The sequence below is a fragment of the Streptomyces sp. BK340 genome (assembly GCF_007827595.1).
Taxonomy (GTDB): Bacteria; Actinomycetota; Actinomycetes; order Streptomycetales; family Streptomycetaceae; genus Streptomyces.
The window spans coordinates 75,176-94,824 of sequence record NZ_VISR01000002.1 but is presented as its reverse complement, the minus strand read 5'-3'; the positions used below and the strand labels follow the sequence as shown (position 1 = coordinate 94,824).

Genomic DNA, 19,649 nt, shown 5'->3' with positions numbered 1-19,649 from the left:
GCCGGGCGGCAATCCGAAAAGGCGCCTCGGACGTATCCGAAACAGGGCCGCAACCTGGGGGCACGTCCCTGGTCGGCTCGTTCCGGAAGGAAGAGTGCATCCATCATGCGAGCACATGACGCGGGACGTCTGCTCGCGGCGGCCGCGGCCGGCATTCTGCTGGCCGGCGGCGCCGCGATCGGTACAGGGGGCACGGCCGTGGCGGCAGCCCCCGCTGCGCACACCCATGTGGCCACCGACTCGTGCTTCGGCCACGACGAAGGTCGCTGCTTCGGCCACGGCGGATTCCGCTTCGACCACCGCGGATTCGGCTTCGGCCACCGTGGCTTCTGCTTCAACAACCCCGGGTTCTGCTTCGGCCACAACCGCTTCGATCACGGCTTCGATCACGGCTTCGGCAACGGATCCTTCGTGATCGTCATCGTCAGTTAGCGGCCGGCCGGCCCGGGAGAACCTGAAAGGCGAACGACTCGTCCGGAGACGAGCGACTACGGGGTGGGCGGCCCCCTCGTCAGGTGTGGTCGGCCCGCCCCGGTGGTCTCCGGTCACGGTGGCGTGTCCTTCGTCGCGGCCGGCGCACACGAAGGCGTCGGGCAGCCCGCTGGTTGATCACCCTTTGCCTGGATCCTGGCGCAACGGGTCGCGTCACCGACCCCGCACTCCACAGCACTATCACCCGAATGGCGCAACGCAACGTGCCACCCACATGGGTGAAGATCAAGCTGACTAGTGCCCCAGCCGAGGCAATCCGTGAAAGGGAGACCACATGCGCATTCGACGAATCCTCGCCGCCGTCATCGCCACGGCAGCCCTCGCCGGACTCGGCCTCACAGGCGCAGCCGCCGCACAGGGCGCCCCAACCTACGTCACCCCTTCGCAGTGCCAGCAGGGCGGCGGAACGGCCGATCTGACGGACAACACCTGCAAGGGCGGTACGTACGACGGGCAGAAGATCGACTGAACCCCACAAGGCGCCCCGCAGCCACGCGCCGCGGGGCGCTGCCGCGCGAGCGCTGCCGGGAAAGTCGCAGGGGCTTTGCCGACCCGTCGGGCCCGCCAGGTCCGAGCCGGCCCGGAAGGCTCTCCGCCCGGAGCGATCTCACGGGCTGAGGGCCCAGAGAGGTCCCGGACCGTGAAAATGCCCCTGCTCCGCACCGAAAGCACAGATCAGGGGCATGATCAGGAAAGCTACTTCTTCTTGCCCTGGTTCTTGACCGCCTCGATCGCCGCCGCGGCCGCCTCGGGGTCGAGGTACCTGCCGCCCGGGGTGACCGGCTTGAAGTCGGCGTCCAGCTCGTAGAAGAGGGGGATGCCCGTCGGGATGTTCAGGCCCGCGATGTCCGCGTCCGAGATGCCGTCCAGGTGCTTGACCAGGGCGCGGAGGCTGTTGCCGTGGGCCGCGACCAGGACGGTGTGGCCGTCGAGCAGGTCGGGGACGATGCCGTCGTACCAGTACGGGAGCATGCGGACGACGACGTCCTTCAGGCACTCCGTCTTCGGGCGCAGCTCCGGCGGGATGGAGGCGTAGCGCGCGTCGTTCGCCTGGGAGAACTCGGAGTCGTCCGAGAGCGCGGGCGGCGGGGTGTCGTACGAGCGGCGCCAGAGCATGAACTGCTCCTCGCCGAACTCGGCGAGCGTCTGCGCCTTGTCCTTGCCCTGCAGGGCGCCGTAGTGGCGCTCGTTCAGGCGCCAGGAGCGGTGGACCGGGATCCAGTGGCGGTCCGCGGACTCCAGCGCCAGCTGCGCGGTGCGGATCGCGCGCTTCTGGAGGGACGTGTGGACCACGTCGGGCAGCAGGCCGGCGTCCTTGAGCAGCTCACCGCCGCGGACCGCCTCCTTCTCGCCCTTCTCGTTGAGGTTGACGTCCACCCAGCCGGTGAACAGGTTCTTCGCGTTCCACTCGCTCTCGCCGTGACGGAGGAGGATCAGCTTGTACGGTGCGTCGGCCATGCCTCAGAGCGTAATCCACGCTTTCGGCCCGCCATGGTCCACGCCCAGCAGCCGGACAGTTGACGGCATCTGTTAATTGAGTGGCCGAGATCCAGCCGCCGCATGTAAGTTGCGCTCTTGGTTGTGGCCACTTACATCAGCAGGCATCGTGGGGGTTCCGTCATGTCCGTCGTCCGTCTGAGACGAGCCGCCCGGGAGACAGTCTCCGGGCTCCCCCGCGAGTTCTGGTGGCTGTGGACCAGCACCCTCGTCAACCGGCTGGGCGCCTTCGTCGCCACCTTCATGGCGCTCTACCTGACCCTCGACCGCGGGTACTCGGCCTCGTACGCCGGTCTCGTGGCCTCGCTGCACGGCCTCGGCGGGGTCGTCTCCTCGCTGGGCGGCGGGGTGATGGCCGACCGGCTCGGCAGGCGGCCCACGCTGCTGATCGCGCAGACCGCCACCGCCGGCTCCGTCGCGCTGCTCGGCTTCATGCGGGACCCCGCCGCCATCGCCGCCGTCGCCTTCCTCGTCGGCATGGCCTCCAACGCCTCCCGCCCCGCGGTGCAGGCGATGATGGCCGACATCGTGCGGCCCGAGGACCGGGTGCGGGCCTTCTCGCTCAACTACTGGGCCATCAACCTCGGCTTCGCCGTCTCCTCCATGGGCGCGGGGTTCATCGCCGAGTTCAGCTATCTCGCCGGGTTCCTGATCGAGGCCGGGATGACCCTGGCATGCGCGCTCGTCGTGTTCCTGAAGGTGCCCGAGTCCCGGCCCACCGCCACGGCCAAGCAGGCCGACGCCGACGTCAGCCTCATGACGGTGCTCCGCGACGGGCGGTACATGGCCGTCGTCGGGCTGTCCTTCCTCGTCGCCCTCGTCTTCCAGCAGGGCTCGGTCGGACTGCCGGTGGCCATGGGGCGGGCCGGGTTCTCGCCCGCCGACTACGGCCTGGCCATCGCCGTCAACGGCATCCTGATCGTCGCCCTGCAGATCCCGGTCACCCGCTTCATCGAGCACCGCGATCCCCGCACGCTGCTGGTCGTCTCCTCGGTCCTCGCCGGGTACGGCTTCGGGCTCACCGCCTTCGCCGGGTCGGTCGGGGTCTTCGCGCTCACGGTGTGCGTGTGGACGCTCGCCGAGATCGTCAGCGCGCCGACCCAGACCGGGCTCGTGGTCCGGCTGTCACCGGTGCACGGCCGTGGGCGCTACCAGGGCATGTACACGCTCTCGTGGTCCGTCGCCGCCCTGATCGCGCCGCTCATGTCCGGCGCCGTCATCGACCGCTTCGGCGCGGAGTGGCTGTGGGCCATGTGCGCGGCCGTCGGGACGGTGGCGGGGGTGGGGTACGGCGTGCTCATGCGGCGGCTTCCCGCACAGGAGGACGCGATGGCACCCGGGCTCCAGCAGCGGCCGCAGGCGTCCGAGCAGGCGGCCTGAACCCCGGCAGTCGAGTGACGCGGGTCACATTCAGTTCTGTCACATCTCACCGGGTCGTTCCGTCAAGCAGGTGTAGCCAACAGCAACGACACAGGAGCCCACGATGGAAGCTCGCCTGAACCTCTTCGCCAACCCGGTCGCCGGCAAGTTCATGCGGTACATCAACTCGGCGGGCAAGGCGATCTCTGACTCGACCCTGCCGGCCGCGACCCAGGAACTGGTGAAGATCCGCGCCAGCCAGATCAACGGCTGCGGCTTCTGCACCGACATGCACACCAAGGATGCCGCGCACGCCGGGGAGACCGCCCAGCGCCTCCACCTGGTCGCGGCCTGGCGGGAGGCCAAGGTCTTCACCGACGCCGAGCGCGCCGCCCTCGAGCTGGTCGAGCAGGGCACCCGGATCGCCGACGCGGCCGGTGGCGTCACGGACGAGGCCTGGGCCGACGCCGCCAAGCACTACGACGAGGACCAGCTGGCCGCCCTGGTCTCCCTCATCGCCCTGATCAACGCCTACAACCGCCTGAACGTCGTCGTCCAGCAGCCCGCGGGCGACTACGAGCCCGGCATGTTCGGCTGAACGACCAGCACCTCACGGACCTCCACGCCCCCTCCGGCACCCCTGCCGGAGGGGGCGCGCGCATAGGCCGGGCCGCAAGCCCCCGACCGGCACCGACCATTTTTAATTCCAGTACTCAGGGAATGTAATTGCCCGAGTATTCACATTTCCTTCAACCATATATTGACAGGCGCTCAAAAACTCCCCTTTCGGGGGACCCGTATCCCCCGAACGCCTCACAACCCCGCCTCCAGTGAGCGTCGTTAGGTGGTCGTGACGCGATTCAACTGGTACGTGAGTGAAGATCATCCGGCGACCATGCTCCGCTGGGACAGCGACGCGGGCCTCAAGTCGTGCTCGGACCTGCTCGATGATTTCCTGAACAATATCAACAGAATGGAAACCGAATATCTGCGAGCGATGGCGGATCTGTACGGATCTTCCTGAGGCAGGGGCCGGAGGATTATCGATGGACAGGATTCACGACGAAGCCGGTCTCTACGACGACGCCGGCCTCTACGACGACGCCTGGAGCGTCCCGGAACGGGACATCGCGCCGAACGACTGGGACCCGGTCGAGGAGCTGGCCCAGATGCTGTCCACGGCGGCCGTCGTGCCCCCCGCTCCCACCACCCCGCTGAACATCCCGTCCCCGCGCAGGAGCAGTCGTCGACGCCCCCGCCACGAATCCCATTTCCTCGACGGCGGTCGGCGTGTCACCCACATCTCGTTCCTGATCGCGACGGTCTCGCTGTGCGCGGTGGCGATGCTGGCCTGGTCCGTCTGCTATTCCTATGACCAACTGCGCGGAATCGCCTCGTCGGTTCTGCCGACGGGACTGGCGCAATGCTGGCCGCTGACGGTGTACGGGCCGTGGTTCGTGGCAGCTCTTTCGGTGATTCGGGCCACCGCTCAACGGCGGAGTGCGCGGCGGTCCTGGTGCGTCGTGGTGGCCGCCTCCGCGATGGCCGTGGCGCTGTGTGTCAGTCACTCGTCACATGCGCTGCTGTCGTTAGTCATCTTCGGAATTCCGCCGGTCACCGCGCTGGTGTGCTTCTGGGAACTCGTCGGCCAGATCTCGTCCAAGGGCCGGCCCCGGCACGCCACGCACACTGAGCGGCCGCCGTCCAAGTCGTGAAGGGAGGCGCGGCCGTCGCCGTCACGGATGCATCCGCGCCCCCTTCAGCACCTTGTCCACCCCGTTCCGCGGGCCGTACACCGCCAGGCCGACCAGGTCCAGGTCCGCCGTCCGCACGGCCCGTACCGCCGCGCGGTTGTCCCGGTCGTTGCCCGTAGTGAAGAGGTCGGCCGTGAACACCGCGCACGGCAGGGCGCGCGCGAGGGTCCGGGCGTGCGCCGCCCGCAGGGTCTCCTTGGAGCCCTCGAAGACCAGCACCGGCTGGCGGAACATCGGCAGGTACGACACCCCGTCCGCGTCCTCGTACGGGTCCCCGGTCACCTCGGGGACCCGGCCGCCCAGGCCGCTGACCAGGAACGCGGTGACGTTCAGGCGCTGCCAGGGCTCCAGGTCCGCGCGGAGCAGCACGGCGATCTTGGTGTCGAAGCGGATCGGCTCGGCGGGGGCGTCGGGACGCTGTCCGGTGTTCATGGAATGAGACTGCCGATCGTCGTACGGCACCGTCTTGTACGTTTTTTGCGTGGCCGCCACAGCCCAGCCCGAGGTCTCCGCCTGGCGCCCCCGCATCCCGGGTGTCGTGGAGGTCTTCCACGCCCACTTCACCGAGTACGCCTACCCGATGCACGTCCACGACGCCTGGACGCTGCTCATCGTGGACGACGGAGCCGTGCGGTACGACCTCGACCGGCATGAGCACGGAACCCCGCACGACACCGTCTCGCTGCTGCCGCCGCACGTGCCGCACAACGGTTCCCCGGCCACCCCGCACGGCTTCCGCAAGCGGGTTCTCTACCTGGACGCCAGCCACCTCGGGGACGAGCTGATCGGTGCGGCCGTCGACGGGCCCGATCTCCGGGATCCCGTACTGCGGCTGCGGGTCGGGCAGTTGCACGGCGCGCTCGGGCGGGCCGGTGACGAGCTGGAGGCGGAAAGCAGGCTGGCGCTCGTCGGCGAGCGGTTGCGGGACCATCTGCGACGGCGGGAGAGCGGCGCCGGCCGTCCCGACCCCGCCCTCGCCCGTTCGCTGCGGGAGCTGCTCGACGAGCACGTCGTCGAGGGGCTCGCCCTCGCCGGGGCCGCTCGGGTGCTGCACGCCCACCCCGCGCATCTCGTAAGGGCGTTCAGCACCGCTTACGGCATCCCCCCGCACCAGTACCTGATGTCCCGCCGCGTCGGCCGCGCGCGCCGGCTGCTGCTGGACGGGCTGGCGCCGGGCGAGGTGGCGGTGGCGACCGGGTTCTGCGACCAGGCCCATCTCACCCGGCACTTCAAGAGGCTGGTGGGGGTCACCCCGGGGCGCTACCGGCTCAGTTCGCGCTGAGCGTCGTACAGGTTGCGCGGGCGCACCGCGTCCGTGGTGCCGTACAGCTCCAGGCGGGAGGTTTCATCAGGCCCTCTCTGCCACGCGGATGTTCCAGTGGGTCACCGTCTCGGCCGTGAACAGCCGAGCCTGTACAACTCGGAGGTGTTCACACCTTGTCGCGCTCCCGACTGTCCCCTACGACAGGACGGTCACGGGTCGCATCTCCCTTCACCGGGCCGTTATTCAGCAGGTGCGGGGACGGGCATGGTGACGAATGCCCACACCGAGCGTGCGCGGTTGCGCACGTTGACCCCGGCGACGACGTCGGCCGGGCCAGCGAGCCCGCACCGACGACAGCGGAAATGGTCCCTGGTGGGCCGGTTGGCCCGCTCTGTGTGGCCGCAGCGTGGGCAGCGCTGCGAGGTGTGGGCCGCATCCACCTCAAGGAAGGGCACCCCTGCCTTGCGTGCTTTGTAGGCCAGGTGCTGTCCGAGCTGGTGGAAAGGCCAGGAGGAGAGGGTGCCCCGCTGGTCGCGGCGAAGCCGTACCCGTTCGCGGATCCCGCCGAGTTCCTCGATGGCGATCCCGCGGCCGGTGCGTTGCGCGACGGACACGATCTTCTTGCTGATGCGATGGTTCACCTGGGTGGCATGACGCTTCTCCTTCCGCGCTCGGCGCGCAAGACGGCGGGTGGCCGAACGAGTCTGCTTGGCCTGAAGTTCGGCTCGCTTGCGGGCCTGCCAGCGCCGGTAGCGGCCCAGACGCCGACCCTGGTGGTTGGTACCGTCGGACGTGGTGGCCAGGTTCACGATCCCCCGGTCCACGCCGATCCAGTCAGCTGGCTGATACGGCTCGGGCTCCGGGATATCGCAGGTGGCGATCAGGAACCATGTCCCGCCCCGCCGCACCAGGTCGCTCTCACCCTTGCGGTACTGCACGAGAGTTTTGAGCTGATCGGGTGAGCAGGCGAACCGGACGTCCTTCATCCGCCCAGCCACGGTCCAGATCGACACGGTGCGCGCGTCGTACTGCCAGGACAGGCAGCGGTCGTCGAACGGCTGAGCCGCCTCCGGACGGAAACCGATGGGGTTACCGACGGCCGTTCGGTGCCGCTTGGACGTCGGCGACCCCAGGTTCCCAGCCTGCAGGTTGGCCTTGAGCGTCGCGTAGGCGTCGACGACCTTCTTCACCGCTCGCACCGCTGGCTGGGCCGATAGCCCGAAGAGGGCCTTCAGGTCCGCATACACCGCCTTCTGCAGGCCGTTACGGTCCTTCAACTTCTTGGTGAAGGCAACGTGCGAGGCATAGGTGGCGGCCCGGTTGCAGTTGCGCAGCGTAGCCTCGAGCGCCGACGCCTGCGCGGGCGTCGGCAGCAGCTTCACCTGCACCACGAGCTTCACATGGTCGACCATACGAGCGACATGCAAACCATCAGACGAAATGGCTGTGCAGCACCTGATCGAGTGAACAGAAGCTAAAAGACAAGGAGTCCCAACGGGCCCTCGGGGCCAGGGGAGGCTTGGGCCCCCTGGCCTCCCGCCCAGGACCAGGAGGACTTGTCGCCGCCGTAGCGGGAGCCGTAGACGCCGATCAGTTCGGTGAGGTTCTTCGTGGCGTACAGGGTGGTACGGCCGCTGCCGGCGCCGCGCAGGACCACGTTCGGGTCGGCGACGCGGATCACGTCGTCGATGCGGAAGGTGCCGGGCGGGATGGTCACCGTGCCCCCGCCGGCCCGTCCGGCTGCGGCGAGGGCACGGTTGATCGCGGGGGCGCAGTCCGTGGTGCCGTCGGGTACGGCGCCGTAGTCGGTGACGTCGGCGAAGGGACGGGGGCGGGGGAGGCGGCGCGATCCGGCGCGCCGGCCCGCCCGGCCGACGTACGGGATCTGCGGGTGGGTGAAGGGGGTGCGGGTGAACTCCCGCCAGAGGGCGGGGACCTGACCCGGTGCGGCGGTCGCCGTGCCGGTTGCCGCGGCCAGGGCCACGGCGGTGGCTCCGGCGAGGAGTGTCCGTCTGCTGACGTGCCCGTGGTTCATGTCCGGCCGCCCCTTCATATTCATGGATATGAACGACGTTCAGGAATGCGTTGGCGGTGAGCATGCCACGGAGGCCCGGTGCGGGGAAGGGGTCGTCACAGGAGAGCTTTTCCGGCAGGCGGTGGGCTGCGGTCGAGGAAAGGTCAGTCAGCCGGGCGTTCGATCAGATGCTTGAACGCGTCCAGGTTCCGCGTCGGCTCGCCGCGGGACACCCGCCACTCGTACTCCCGGCGGATCGCGGAGGCGAAGCCCAGCTCCAGCAGGGTGTTGAAGGCGCCGTCCGCCGCCTCCAGGACCTGGCCGAGCAGACGGTCGATCTCCTCGGCGGTGACGGCGGCCAGGGACAGCCGGGCGGTGACGTAGACGTCGCCGAGCCGGTCGACGGCGTAACTCACGCCGTACAGCTTGAGGTTGCGCTCCAGCAGCCAGCGGTGGACGCCCGCCTCGTTCTCGTCGGGGTGGCGGACGACGAAGGCGTTGAGGGAGAGGGTGTGGCGGCCCACCAGGAGGGAGACCGTGGTGGAGAGCTTGCGGGTGCCGGGGAGCTTGACGACGTAGGTGCCGGGCTCCGGGCTCTCCCACTCCAGTTCGGCGTCCTTCAAGGCCCCCTCGACGACCTGCGCCGCCTTCTCCGCATCACCCATGCTGGGAGCGTACGCGACGGCGGTGGGACTGGGTCGCGGCCATGTACACGTCGGCGGTGGCGGCCGCTGCGATGTCCCAGCCGAAGGACTGCGCGTGCCGGGCGGAGGCCGCGCCCATCTCGGCGGGCAGGGACGCCTCGTCGGCGAAACGGCGCAGCACGCGCGCGTACTCGGCCGGGTGGTGGCCCTTGACCAGGAAGCCGGTGACGCCGTCGCGCACGGCCACCGGGAGCCCGCCGACCGCGGCCGCGAGCACCGGGGTACCGGCGGCCTGCGCCTCTATCGCCACCAGGCCGAAGGACTCGCTGTAGGACGGCATGACGAGTACGGAGGCGGCCCGGAACCAGTCCGCGAGCTGCTCCTGGCCGACCGGCGGGCGGAACCGTACGACATCGGCGATGCCGAGCCGGGCGGCGAGCTTCTGCAGCCCCTCGGGTTTGGCCAGACCACTGCCGCTCGGGCCGCCGACGATGGGCACGACGAGCCGGGAGCGCAGTTCCGGGCGCTCCTCCAGCAGGACGGCGACCGCCCGGAGCAGCACGTCGGGGGCCTTCAGGGGCTGTATGCGGCCCGCGAAGAGCGGGATCAGCGCGTCCTGGGGCAGGCCGAGGCGGGCGCGGGCGGCGGCCCGGCCGTCGGCGAGGCGGAAGCGGTCGAGGTTGACGCCGGGGTACACGACGGCGACCTTCGCCGGGTCGGCGGCGTAGTGCCGCACCAGCTCGTCGGCCTCCTCGGAGGTGTTGGCGATGAGCCGGTCCGCGGCGGCGACGATCTGGGTCTCGCCGATGACCCGGGCGGCGGGCTCGGGGGTGTCGCCGTCGGCCAGGTTGGCGTTCTTGACCTTGGCCATGGTGTGCATGGCGTGCACCAGGGGGACGCCCCAGCGCTGGGCGGCGAGCCAGCCGACGTGGCCGGAGAGCCAGTAGTGGGAGTGGACGAGGTCGTAGTGGCCGGGGCGGTGGCCGGCCCAGGCCTGCATCACGCCGTGCGTGAAGGCGCACATCTGGGCGGGCAGGTCCTCCTTGGCCAGGCCCTCGTAGGGGCCCGCGTCGACGTGCCGGACGAGGACGCCGGGCGCGAGCTGGACCGTGGGTTCGAGGCCGCCGGCCGTGGCCCGGGTGAAGATCTCGACCTCGATGTTGATCGCGGCGAGGCGCTGGGCCAGTTCCACGATGTAGACGTTCATGCCGCCGGCGTCACCGGTCCCGGGCTGGTGGAGCGGTGAGGTGTGCACGGAGAGCATGGCGACGCGGCGGGGCCTGCGGTGGAGCCTGAGCCGCGAGGGGGCCGCCGGGGAGCGCCGCCCGAGCCTGCTGACGTACTGGCTCACGTGGCGTTCCTCCTCGCTGCGGGCATGCCTGCCGGAGGACCGACCGCGCCCTCCAAGGGGGTGCAACAGCGGCGGGGGCGGCTCGAATTCCCTCACGGCAGCCTTTACCGAATCATTACCATCGCCCGCTCAACCGTTCGACAGTCACCGCGCACCCCGGGCCAGGCACGCGACGGCCGCCCCTGCCGGCGCCGGAAACCGGCCCCGCAGGTCCGCCTACCCTCGTAGGTATGACAGCCCGCGCGACGCCCCTCCCCCGCTCTCGGCTTCGCCCGACCGGGGGGACCTCCGTCGTGGGGGCGGTGACGCGCGGGACGACCAACCCCAACCGGTTGCGGCGCATGGACCGCTGGATAGCGGCCACGCACGGCGCCGAGCTGCGGCGTGCCGCGGATCCGGTGGCGGTGGACCTCGGGTACGGCGCGGCGCCGTGGACCGCGGTGGAGCTGCTCGGCCGGCTGCGGACCGCCGCACCCCGCGCGCGTGTGGTCGGCGTCGAGATCGAGCCGGAGCGGGTCGCGGCGGCGAAGCCGTACGAGCGGGAGGGCCTGGTCTTCCGGCACGGCGGCTTCGAGGTCCCGGTGCCCGGGCGGCCGGTGCTCGTGCGGGCCGCCAACGTGCTGCGCCAGTACGACGAGGCCCAGGTCGCCGCCGTGTGGGAGCGGCTGTGCGCACGGCTCGCGCCGGCGGGCGGGGGCTCACGGGGCGGGCTGCTGGTCGAGGGGACCTGTGACGAGATCGGGCGCCGGCACGTGTGGGTGGCGCTCGGCCCCGAGGGCCCGCGGACGGTGACCTTCGCGACCCGGCTCGGCTCCCTGGAGCGTCCCTCGGACCTCGCCGAGCGGCTGCCGAAAGCCCTGATCCACCGCAATGTGCCCGGCGAGCCCGTGCACGCCTTCCTGCGCGACTTCGACCGCGCCTGGGCGGCCGCCGCCCCCTACGCCTCCTACGGCGCCCGCCAGCGCTGGATCCGCACGGTCCAGGACCTGTGCGCCGACTGGCCCGTGACGGACACACCGGCGCGCTGGCGCCAGGGTGAAGTGACGGTGGCCTGGGAGGCGTTGGCGCCGCGAGGGTGTTGAGCACCCTGGGGAACGATCTCCGTGCGCCGTTCGTCACATCGTCGCGCCGATCGTCGTGATCGGCGCGGGCAGGGGGAAGTGCGCCGGATGGGCGGGGCGAAAATCCGACTTCCCGTGACCTCTGTCGTTTTGCGCGTCGCCGTGGCACGATCCGTCGGGCGACCATAAGTTACTGACGGTAAATCAGTTTGGGGGAGCATATGGGCACGGGCAAGCGCGGTCTGCTCACGGCCGCCGTCACGGTGGTCTGCGCGGTGACCGTACTGGCGGCACCCGGCACGGCGTTCGCCGCCCCGACCCCCACCCCGAGCGCGTCCCCGAGCGCCTCCCCGACTCCCCCGCCGAGCAAGGACCTTGAGAAGGTCCGCGAGAAGCTCGACAAGCTCTACCACGACGCCGCCGTCGCCACCGACGCCTACAACGCGGCCGAGGAGCGGACGAAGGAACAGTCCGCCCTCATCGTCGAGCTGGCGAAGAAGATCGTCGAGGGACAGCAGAAACTGGAGCGGCTCAAGAACCAGGCCGGCGCGTCGGCCCGGGCCCAGTACCGCACCGGCGGACTGCCGCCCACCGCCCAGTTCCTGCTCAGCGACGACCCGCAGGAGTTCATCGACGGGGCCGGCACGGTGCTGAACGGCCAGCGCGCGACCAACAAACTGATCGCGGAAATGACCCGCACCCAGAAGGACTTGCAGGGCTACGCCGACGACGCCTCCGCCCAGTGGCGGAAGCTGGAGTCCAACCGCAAGGCCAAGGCGGCCGCCAAGAAGAAGATCAAGCAGCAGATCTCCGAGGCGGAGCAGCTCGAGTCCCGGCTGGAGAAGAAGGAGAAGGAACGACTCGCCGAGCTGGAGCAGCAGGCCGCCTCCCAGGCCCAGACCAAGTGGCTGGACACCGGCATCCTCGACGAGATCAACGGCAAGGCCTCGGCGCAGGGCAAGAAGGCCGTCGAGTTCGCCACCGCCCAGCTGGGCAAGCCGTACGTGTGGGGCGCCGAGGGCCCCAAGTCCTACGACTGCTCGGGCCTGACCTCCCAGGCCTGGCTGAACGCCGGCCACCCCATCCCGCGCACCTCGCAGGAGCAGTGGAAACAGCTCCCGCACGTGGACATCAAGGACATGCGCCCCGGCGACCTCATCATCTACTTCGACGACGCCAGCCACGTCGCGATGTACGTCGGCGACGGCGCGATCATCCACTCCCCGCGGCCGGGACGTACGGTGACGATCGCGGGCGCGGGTTCGATGCCGATCCTGGGAGTCGTACGACCGGACGCGTGAGCGCCGTCCGACCGGACGCGTGAGCCAGGTCATGTGACGGCTCCCACGCGCCCCGCGAACCCTCCCCTGTGACCCACCGCACGCCCAACGGCCGCCCAAACCCGGGCGGTACGTGAGCTTCGTCATCCCAGCTCGGCGACCGTCCTGTCCAACTGCGCTACGGATCGCGGCATATGACGGGGGACTGCACCCGAGCGACGCGGCTCACACCATTCCATCAGGGCGGGCGGTACCGCTATGGTCACCCGACGGTGGGTCGAGGTCCCTCGCCCCGCCTGCCCTCGGGGGGAGGGAAGGAACCAAGAAGATGCCCGTACCCGTACCGCGGCAGAGAGCGATCCCGGCCGTGGAGAGTGGTCAGGCGCAGACCGCCCCCCATGGCGGTCCCCTCAAGGAAGAGGCTCAGCGCAGCGCCACGGCCGGCGGCGCCACCGGCGCCCCTCTCACCCTGCTGCTGATCGAGGACGATCCGGCGGGCTCGCCGATCGTGCCCGAACTGCTGGACGCCTCCGGCAAGCCGATCCGCGTCCGCACCGCCCGCAACCTCACCGAGGCCGGGCGACTGCTCACCGACGACGTCCACTGCATCCTGCTGGACCTGGCGCTCGCGGCGCCCGGCCGGGCCGGCGACGAGGACGCCGACGAGCTGGCCGTGCTCAAGCACGTGCTGGAGCTGGCGCCCCGGCACGCCGTGCTCGCGCTGACCGCCTCCGGCGACGCCGAGCGCGCCGCCGAGGCCGTGCGCGTCGGCGCCCAGGACTACCTGTTCCGGGACGAACTGGACGGCCGCCTGCTCAGCCGCGCCATCCGTTACGCGGTGGAGCGGAAACGTTCCGATACGGCCGAGCGGCGCCTGGCGGAGGGCCGGCTGCGCGCCCAGGAGAACCGGCGGCTGGAGCGCGGGCTGCTGCCCACGCCGCTGCTGGACGGTTCCTCGCTGCGGTTCGCCGCCCGCTACCGCCCCGGCCGCTCCCGGGCCCTGCTCGGGGGCGACTTCTACGACGCCGTCCGCACCCCGGACGGCACCGTGCACGCCATGATCGGCGACGTCTGCGGCCACGGCCCGGACGAGGCCGCGCTCGGCGTGGAGCTGCGCATCGCCTGGCGGGCGCTGACACTGGCCGGGCTGTCCGGCGACGACCTGCTGGGCACGCTCCAGCAGGTGCTGGAGCACGAGCGCTCGGACGAGGAGATCTTCGCGACGGTGTGCACGGTGGACATAGCGCCGGACGGACGCTCGGCGGGCCTGTGCCTGGCCGGACATCCGGCCCCGCTGCTCGCCCGCCCCGGCCGCACCGCGAAGCTGCTGCCGTACGACAAGAACGGCCCTGCCCTCGGTCTGCTGCCCGGCGCCCGCTGGCCGCGGATGCAGGTGGAGCTGGGTGCCGAGTGGAGCCTGATGCTCTACACCGACGGTCTGATCGAGGGCCGGGTGGGCAGCGGCGGAGAACGCCTGGGCCAGGACGGGATGGTGGAGATGATCCGCCGCCAGCTCTCCGAGGGCCTGCGGGGCGAGGGTCTGCTGCGGGCGGCGGTGAGTGAGGTCCGCGACCTCAACGGCGGGGAGCTGACGGACGACGTGGCAGTGGTCCTGCTGGACCGCACGCCGTAAGCCCCCCGCCGGGGGTCAACGGCCGCCGTTGTACGGGCCGTACGGGCCGTCGCTGCTGCTTCCGCCGCGGCGGCGGCCCCAACCGCTGCCGCCGGAGACCTGCTTGAGCGCGGGGCGCACGTCGACGATGTAGACGATGCTGGCCACCAGGCCGGCGATCGGCAGAATGCCGAGGATCGAGAACAGGTAGCTGACCACCAGCGCGATGCCGAGGATGATCAGCCAGAAGACCTTGTTCTGCTTGTCGGCCGCACGGAAGGCGTCCTCGCGCCGGATCGCGGCGTCGACGAGCCCGAACGCGGCGAGGGCCATCAGGATGATCTTCAAGATCCCCATGAACCCCGCGAAGCCCAACATCAGCATGCCGTCCACCGCCCGCCGTCTCCCGATCCGTACCACGCCACCGTACCCATAGAACGGGCCGGGCACCCCCATGGTGCCCGGCCCGTCCACGCCTCGTCGGTCATGCTCACTTCGCCGGCGGCGTCGTCTTCTTCGCGGTGGCGGCCTTGCGGGGGGCCGGGGCCTTCCGGGCCGCGGGCTTCTTCGCCGCGGCGGGCTCGGTCCTGGCCTCGGCCGGCTTCGGCTCCTCCTCGGCAGCGGCCGGCTCGGGCTTGCCCTCGACGACGATGGCCAACTCCTCGATCTCGTCGGCGGCCTCGCCACGCCAGTTCTTCACGGCCTGCTCGCCGTGCTCGGCGACCCGCTCATAGGTCTCGCGGGCCTTGACGGCGTACTCGGCGGCGACGCCGACACCGCGCAGGGCGAGGTCCTGGGCGCTCTCGCCGAACTTCTTGAGGTCGACGTCGAGGGTGCCGATGAACTCGTTGACCTTGGTCTGCAGGGTCGCCTGCGCCTCCTTGGCCCGGGCGGCGGCCTTCTCCTGCACGGCCTTCGGGTCCGTGTTGCGCACGGCGTCGATCCGGGTCGGGGCCTCGGCACGCAGCTGCTCGACCAGGCCGGGCACCTTCTTGGCCTGCTGGAGGGCGAGGTCGGCGGTGCCGGCGGCGAAGTAGAGCGGGGTCGGGTCGCTGAGGGTCTTGCGCAGGTCGTCGGTGATGGCCATGGTGATGGTCCTCCCGGATTCGCGTTCGGCTGAGGGTTGGTGTGGTCCGCGGTGTGGCGCCCGGAGGCTGGCTTGTCAGGGTCTCGCTATCCGGCCGTCCGCCGCGGACCGGCATCACTGCCGCCGGCCGTGCGGGTGCCGCGTACGCCGGTGTCGCTCGGGTCGTCGCTGCCGCCGGGCGCTTCCTCCGTCGCCCCTTCGCCGAGGTCCTCCACCGCTGCGCCGACCCCGAATCCGTTCTCCTTGCGGAAGGACTCGTAGATCTGGAGCAGCACCTGCTTCTGCCGCTCGTTGAGCGAGGGATCGGCGAGGATGACGGCGCGGGTCTCCACGTCGTCCCGGTCCCGTTCGGCGTCGAGGATGCCGGCGCGGACGTACAGCGTCTCGGCGGAGATGCGCAGCGCCTTGGCGACCTGCTGGAGCACCTCCGCGCTGGGCTTGCGCAGCCCGCGCTCGATCTGGCTCAGGTACGGATTGGACACCCCGGCGGCGTCGGCGAGCTGCCGCAGCGAGAGCTGGGCGTTGCGCCGCTGCTCGCGCAGGTACTCACCGAGATTGCCGACGTTGAGCGATGCCATGTCCCCACCTTGCACCAGTCGCGCTAACTATTGCAAGCACCTGCTTGCAATAGTGCGCCACGCCACGCCCGGACTTCACCCGGTCGCCGCAAGGGCACCCCGTCCCCTCCCGTGAAGTGATCTGGGTCACAGTCTGTCACAGCGAGCCGACCTGCGGTGTCTTGAGGCCGAACTCCCGTACCGAACTCCCGTACCGAACCTCCAAAGCGAACCACCGAAGCGAAGGAAGAGACCATGCCCGAGAACACCGAAGTGGTCGTGATCGGCGGCGGTTACGCCGGAGTCCTGGCGGCCAACCGCCTGACGCAGCGCGCCGACGTGTCCGTGACCCTGGTCAACCCGCGCCCGTCCTTCGTCGAGCGGATCCGCCTGCACCAGCTGGCGGCCGGGACCCACACCGCGGTCGTCGACTACAGCCAGGTGCTGGCCAAGGGCGTCCGGCTGGTGGTCGACACCGTGACCCGGATCGACGCGGTCGGGCGGGGGGTGGCGCTGGCTGCCGGCGGCACGGTCGGCTACGACTACCTGATCTACGCCGTGGGCAGTGGCAGCGCCGACCCGCAGGTGCCCGGAGCGGCCGAGTTCGCCTACCCGGTCGCCAGCCTGGAGGAGGCGCAGCGGCTGCGGCCGGTTCTCGACTCCGCGTCCGCGAAGGCCGCCGTGACCGTGGTCGGAGCCGGTCCGAGCGGCATAGAGACCGCCGCCGAGCTGGCGGAGCGGGGCCACGGCGTGACCCTGGTCTGCGGCGGGGTGCTCGGCCCGTACCTGCACCCGCGGGGCCGGCGCTCGGTCGCCGGGCGGCTGGCCGGGCTGGGTGTGACCGTGCTCGAAGGTCCCGACGCGAAGGTGACGGCCGTGACACGCGATGCCGTGCGGCTCGGTGACGGCCGTGAGCTGCCGAGCGAGGTGACCGTCTGGACCGCTGGATTCGGCGTTCCGGACCTGGCCGCGCGCAGCGGCCTGAGCACCGACGCCCTGGGCCGCCTGCTCACCGACGAGACCCTGACGAGCGTGGACGATGTGCGGATCGTCGCGGCCGGGGATGCGGCGGCACCGTCGGACCTGCCGTTCCGGATGAGCTGTCAGGCCGCCACGAGGATCGGCGCACATGCCGCCGACACGGTGCTCAGCCGGATCGCGGGCGGCCGACCCGTGCCCATCAACCTGGGGTTCTTCGGTCAGTGCCTCAGCCTGGGGCGTCGCGCCGGTATCTTCCAGTTCGCCTCCAAGGACGACACCGCCACAAGGCTCTGCCTCGGTGGACGACCTGGCTCGAAGCTCAAGGAGTTCGTCTGCCGGGCCACCGTCAAACATCTGGCGGACGAGGCACGCAAGCCCGGCTCGCTCACGTGGGTCAGGGACGACAAGCGCGGGCAGCTGCTGCGGGCCGGGCGCGGCGAGGCGCCGGCCACCTCCGGACAGACTGTCTAGCCAGCCGAACGAGGGGGATCGAGACATGAGCGACCACGCCACGGACCCGGCGACCGAGGCTTTCGCCGCCCACCGCAACCTGCTCTTCACCGTCGCCTACGAGATGCTCGGATCGGCCGCCGACGCGGAGGACGTCCTCCAGGAGACCTGGCTGCGCTGGGTCGAGGTCGACCTGGAGCAGGTGCGCGACCAGCGCGCCTATCTCGTCCGCATCACGACCCGGCAGTCGCTCAACCGGCTGCGCGCCATGTCGCGCCGCAAGGAGGCGTACGTCGGCCCGTGGCTGCCGGAGCCGCTGCTCACCGCGCCGGACGTGGCCCAGGACGTCGAGTTGGCCGAGAGCGTGTCGATGGCGCTGATGCTCGTCCTGGAGACACTGTCGCCGACGGAACGCGCCGTGTTCGTGCTGCGCGAGGTCTTCGACGTCGGCTACGACGAGATCGCGGCCGCCGTCGAAAAGACCCCCTCGGCCGTCCGCCAGATCGCGCACCGCGCCCGCCGGCACGTCGACGCCCGCCGCCCGCGCGAGGTGGTCTCCGCGAGCCGGACCCGGGCTGCTCTGGAGTCGTTCCGGCGCGCGCTGGACACCGGGGACCTGCAGGGCTTCCTCGACGTGCTCGCTCCCGAGGTCGTCCTGGTGAGCGACGGCGGCGGCATCAAGCGGGCCGCGGTGCGGCCGGTCGTCGGCGCGGACAAGGTGGCCCGCTTCATCGTCGGCGGCGCCGGCAAGCACACGGCCACGATCACCACCGAGCTCACGGTGGTCAACGGCAGCCCGGCACTCGTCCTCCGGCTCGACGGCGAGATCGACGGTGTCATGGCGATCCACATGGAGGACGCCCGCATCACCGGCCTCTACTACGTGCGCAATCCGGAGAAGCTGACCCGCGTCGAGTCCGAGACCCCGCTGACCCTGCGCTGACGGAGACGCCGTCGCCGCGCACGGGGACGGACCGCCGGACGACGAGGGCGGCGGTCAGGCACACGGCTCCGGCGACCGCCAGGCCGCAGGCGGGGCCGAGAGCCGCCATCACCCCGTTGGCAGCCGCCAGGGTGAGGGTCTCCAGGCTCATCCGCGTCGTGCTGAACAGTGCGGCTCCGGCCCCTCCGCGCCGGGCGGGCACGTACCTGAGCGCCTGCCCGTCCGGGACCCCCTCGGTCAGCCCGAGGCACAGGCCGACCACCGCGGCCGCGGCGAGAAGGGCCGCGGGACGGTCGGTCGTCTGGAGGACGGCCGCGGTGACCGCACAGGCGAACAGGGCGGTGGTCACCAGCGGCCGGACCAGTCGGCGCGCGAGCCGCGCGGCGAGCAGCGGAAGGACCGTCGACGGCACGGTCAGCAGGCTGAGCATGGCCGCTGCCTCGCCCCGGCCCATGTGCTGGGCGGAGCCGAGCCGAGGAAGCACGGTCAGTCCCACCACGAGCATCCCCATGAAGGCGCCCGTCGCCACGGCGTACGCGCGATAGGCGGGGATGCGCAGCAGGTCAACGGGTATCGCGGGATCGAGAGCGCGCCGCTCCACGCGGACGAGTCCGGTGGCACAGGCCGCCGCGACCAGGACGAGGACGGCCGGCCCCCACCACGGGACACCGGACCCGAAGCCCAGCCCGAGCGCGGTCACCGCGGCGGCGACGGTCGCCCCGAACAGGACGGCGCCTGCCCGGTCGAAGCTCTCGGACGGCTCGGGGTCGCGCAGGCCCGGCAGTCCGGACGTGGCCAGGGCCGCGACGGCGGCGAGCGCACCCGGCACGACGAAGACGAGCCGCCAGCCTCCGACGGCCATGAGCCCCTGGGCGACGACCGGCCCCAGCGCCAGGCTGCTGCCCAGCACGGCGCCCGCACAGCCGTACACCCGGCGCCGCTCCTCGGGCGGGTACACGGCCAGGACCATCGACGATCCGCCGGCGGCACACATCGCCGCCCCGACGCCGCCGACCGCGCGCAGTGCCACCAGGGACGGCAGGTCGGGAGCGAAGGCTGAGAGGCCCCCGGTGGCCGCGACGACCAGGTTGCCGACGGCGAAGAAGCGGGTGCGGGCGCTGCGGTCGGCCGCCGCTCCCGCCAGCAACAGGGCCGCGGCGAACAGCCCGTTGTAGGCGAGGACGAGCCACGGACCCAGGGCCGCCCCACCCGGCAGCTGGGCCGTCGCATCGGGGACGGCGGCCGTCGCGCCGGTGATGGCGAGGGGGAACACGGCCGTGGAGACGAGGTCGGCCACTAGGAC

Annotated in this window: 21 protein-coding genes and 1 pseudogene; 12 read left to right on the top strand and 10 right to left on the bottom strand. The window is 71.1% G+C overall.

Features of this window, described 5'->3' with window-relative positions:
- Positions 1–105: 105 nt before the first annotated feature.
- Together FB157_RS03755 and FB157_RS03750 are read left to right on the top strand one after the other, a co-directional pair.
- The gene (locus FB157_RS03755; protein WP_145875937.1) at positions 106–432 is read left to right on the top strand and encodes a hypothetical protein; all 327 of its coding nucleotides are present in this window, start codon (positions 106–108) and stop codon (positions 430–432) included.
- 334 nt (positions 433–766) lie between these two features.
- Positions 767–961, top strand: coding sequence for a hypothetical protein (locus tag FB157_RS03750; RefSeq protein WP_145875935.1), 195 nt, complete (start codon positions 767–769; stop codon positions 959–961).
- Between the two features lie 227 nt (positions 962–1,188).
- Here FB157_RS03750 and FB157_RS03745 read toward each other — a convergent pair whose 3' ends face one another.
- Entirely contained in the window at positions 1,189–1,950 is a 762-nt protein-coding gene (locus tag FB157_RS03745) for a phosphoglyceromutase (protein WP_145875934.1), read from the bottom strand.
- Positions 1,951–2,112: 162 nt separating this feature from the next.
- Between FB157_RS03745 and FB157_RS03740 the strand changes: the two genes are divergently transcribed.
- The 4 genes from FB157_RS03740 (at position 2,113) to FB157_RS03725 (ending at position 5,063) form a co-directional block, all read left to right on the top strand.
- Positions 2,113–3,369: an MFS transporter gene (locus tag FB157_RS03740; RefSeq protein WP_145875932.1), complete on the top strand. Its 1,257-nt coding sequence runs from the start codon at positions 2,113–2,115 to the stop codon at positions 3,367–3,369.
- Positions 3,370–3,472: 103 nt separating this feature from the next.
- Positions 3,473–3,946 (top strand): carboxymuconolactone decarboxylase family protein, encoded by a 474-nt coding sequence (locus FB157_RS03735; protein WP_145875930.1) that lies wholly within the window; start codon positions 3,473–3,475, stop codon positions 3,944–3,946.
- Between the two features lie 246 nt (positions 3,947–4,192).
- On the top strand, positions 4,193–4,372 hold the full coding sequence (locus FB157_RS03730; RefSeq protein ID WP_145875928.1) for a hypothetical protein: 180 nt from the start codon (positions 4,193–4,195) through the stop codon (positions 4,370–4,372).
- A 22-nt stretch (positions 4,373–4,394) separates the two neighbouring features.
- Positions 4,395–5,063, top strand: coding sequence for a DUF2637 domain-containing protein (locus FB157_RS03725; protein WP_145875926.1), 669 nt, complete (start codon positions 4,395–4,397; stop codon positions 5,061–5,063).
- A 21-nt stretch (positions 5,064–5,084) separates the two neighbouring features.
- Here FB157_RS03725 and FB157_RS03720 read toward each other — a convergent pair whose 3' ends face one another.
- Positions 5,085–5,534, bottom strand: coding sequence for a DUF2000 domain-containing protein (locus FB157_RS03720; protein WP_145875924.1), 450 nt, complete (start codon positions 5,532–5,534; stop codon positions 5,085–5,087).
- A 49-nt stretch (positions 5,535–5,583) separates the two neighbouring features.
- Between FB157_RS03720 and FB157_RS03715 the strand changes: the two genes are divergently transcribed.
- Positions 5,584–6,384, top strand: coding sequence for an AraC family transcriptional regulator (locus FB157_RS03715; RefSeq protein WP_145875922.1), 801 nt, complete (start codon positions 5,584–5,586; stop codon positions 6,382–6,384).
- A 221-nt stretch (positions 6,385–6,605) separates the two neighbouring features.
- Here the strand turns inward: FB157_RS03715 and FB157_RS03710 are convergent, their stop codons facing one another.
- The 4 genes and pseudogenes from FB157_RS03710 to mshA all read right to left on the bottom strand — a co-directional run bounded on the left by FB157_RS03710 (position 6,606) and on the right by mshA (position 10,375).
- Positions 6,606–7,766, bottom strand: coding sequence for a transposase (locus tag FB157_RS03710; RefSeq protein WP_261386150.1), 1,161 nt, complete (start codon positions 7,764–7,766; stop codon positions 6,606–6,608).
- An 82-nt stretch (positions 7,767–7,848) separates the two neighbouring features.
- Positions 7,849–8,401, bottom strand: a pseudogene (locus FB157_RS03705) (glycosyl hydrolase family 28-related protein); the annotation flags it as partial.
- A 143-nt stretch (positions 8,402–8,544) separates the two neighbouring features.
- Positions 8,545–9,045: a YbjN domain-containing protein gene (locus FB157_RS03700; RefSeq protein ID WP_145875921.1), complete on the bottom strand. Its 501-nt coding sequence runs from the start codon at positions 9,043–9,045 to the stop codon at positions 8,545–8,547.
- Positions 9,038–10,375: a D-inositol-3-phosphate glycosyltransferase gene (gene mshA, locus FB157_RS03695; RefSeq protein ID WP_186581329.1), complete on the bottom strand. Its 1,338-nt coding sequence runs from the start codon at positions 10,373–10,375 to the stop codon at positions 9,038–9,040. Before mshA ends, FB157_RS03700 begins: the two co-directional genes overlap by 8 nt.
- A gap of 293 nt (positions 10,376–10,668) precedes the next feature.
- Here mshA and FB157_RS03690 point away from each other — a divergent pair, with 293 nt between their 5' ends.
- From FB157_RS03690 to FB157_RS03680, 3 genes are all read left to right on the top strand, one after another.
- On the top strand, positions 10,669–11,457 hold the full coding sequence (locus FB157_RS03690; RefSeq protein ID WP_186581328.1) for a class I SAM-dependent methyltransferase: 789 nt from the start codon (positions 10,669–10,671) through the stop codon (positions 11,455–11,457).
- Between the two features lie 200 nt (positions 11,458–11,657).
- Positions 11,658–12,737, top strand: coding sequence for an NlpC/P60 family protein (locus FB157_RS03685; RefSeq protein ID WP_145875917.1), 1,080 nt, complete (start codon positions 11,658–11,660; stop codon positions 12,735–12,737).
- A 307-nt stretch (positions 12,738–13,044) separates the two neighbouring features.
- A complete protein-coding gene (locus tag FB157_RS03680) occupies positions 13,045–14,349 on the top strand; it encodes a PP2C family protein-serine/threonine phosphatase (protein ID WP_145875916.1) in 1,305 nt (434 codons plus the stop codon).
- A gap of 15 nt (positions 14,350–14,364) precedes the next feature.
- Here FB157_RS03680 and FB157_RS03675 read toward each other — a convergent pair whose 3' ends face one another.
- The 3 genes from FB157_RS03675 to FB157_RS03665 all read right to left on the bottom strand — a co-directional run bounded on the left by FB157_RS03675 (position 14,365) and on the right by FB157_RS03665 (position 15,993).
- Positions 14,365–14,712 (bottom strand): DUF2516 family protein, encoded by a 348-nt coding sequence (locus FB157_RS03675; RefSeq protein ID WP_186581367.1) that lies wholly within the window; start codon positions 14,710–14,712, stop codon positions 14,365–14,367.
- A 106-nt stretch (positions 14,713–14,818) separates the two neighbouring features.
- Entirely contained in the window at positions 14,819–15,415 is a 597-nt protein-coding gene (locus FB157_RS03670) for a hypothetical protein (RefSeq protein ID WP_145875912.1), read from the bottom strand.
- An 86-nt stretch (positions 15,416–15,501) separates the two neighbouring features.
- A complete protein-coding gene (locus FB157_RS03665) occupies positions 15,502–15,993 on the bottom strand; it encodes a helix-turn-helix domain-containing protein (RefSeq protein WP_145875910.1) in 492 nt (163 codons plus the stop codon).
- Positions 15,994–16,227: 234 nt separating this feature from the next.
- Here FB157_RS03665 and FB157_RS03660 point away from each other — a divergent pair, with 234 nt between their 5' ends.
- Both FB157_RS03660 and FB157_RS03655 read left to right on the top strand, forming a co-directional pair.
- On the top strand, positions 16,228–17,424 hold the full coding sequence (locus tag FB157_RS03660) for an NAD(P)/FAD-dependent oxidoreductase (protein WP_145875908.1): 1,197 nt from the start codon (positions 16,228–16,230) through the stop codon (positions 17,422–17,424).
- 25 nt (positions 17,425–17,449) lie between these two features.
- Complete coding sequence (locus tag FB157_RS03655) at positions 17,450–18,346, top strand: RNA polymerase sigma-70 factor (protein WP_145875906.1); 897 nt, start codon at positions 17,450–17,452, stop codon at positions 18,344–18,346.
- Here FB157_RS03655 and FB157_RS03650 read toward each other — a convergent pair.
- Positions 18,270–19,643: an MFS transporter gene (locus tag FB157_RS03650; protein ID WP_261386149.1), complete on the bottom strand. Its 1,374-nt coding sequence runs from the start codon at positions 19,641–19,643 to the stop codon at positions 18,270–18,272. The genes FB157_RS03655 and FB157_RS03650 overlap by 77 nt on opposite strands.
- Between the last annotated feature and the right edge of the window lie 6 nt (positions 19,644–19,649).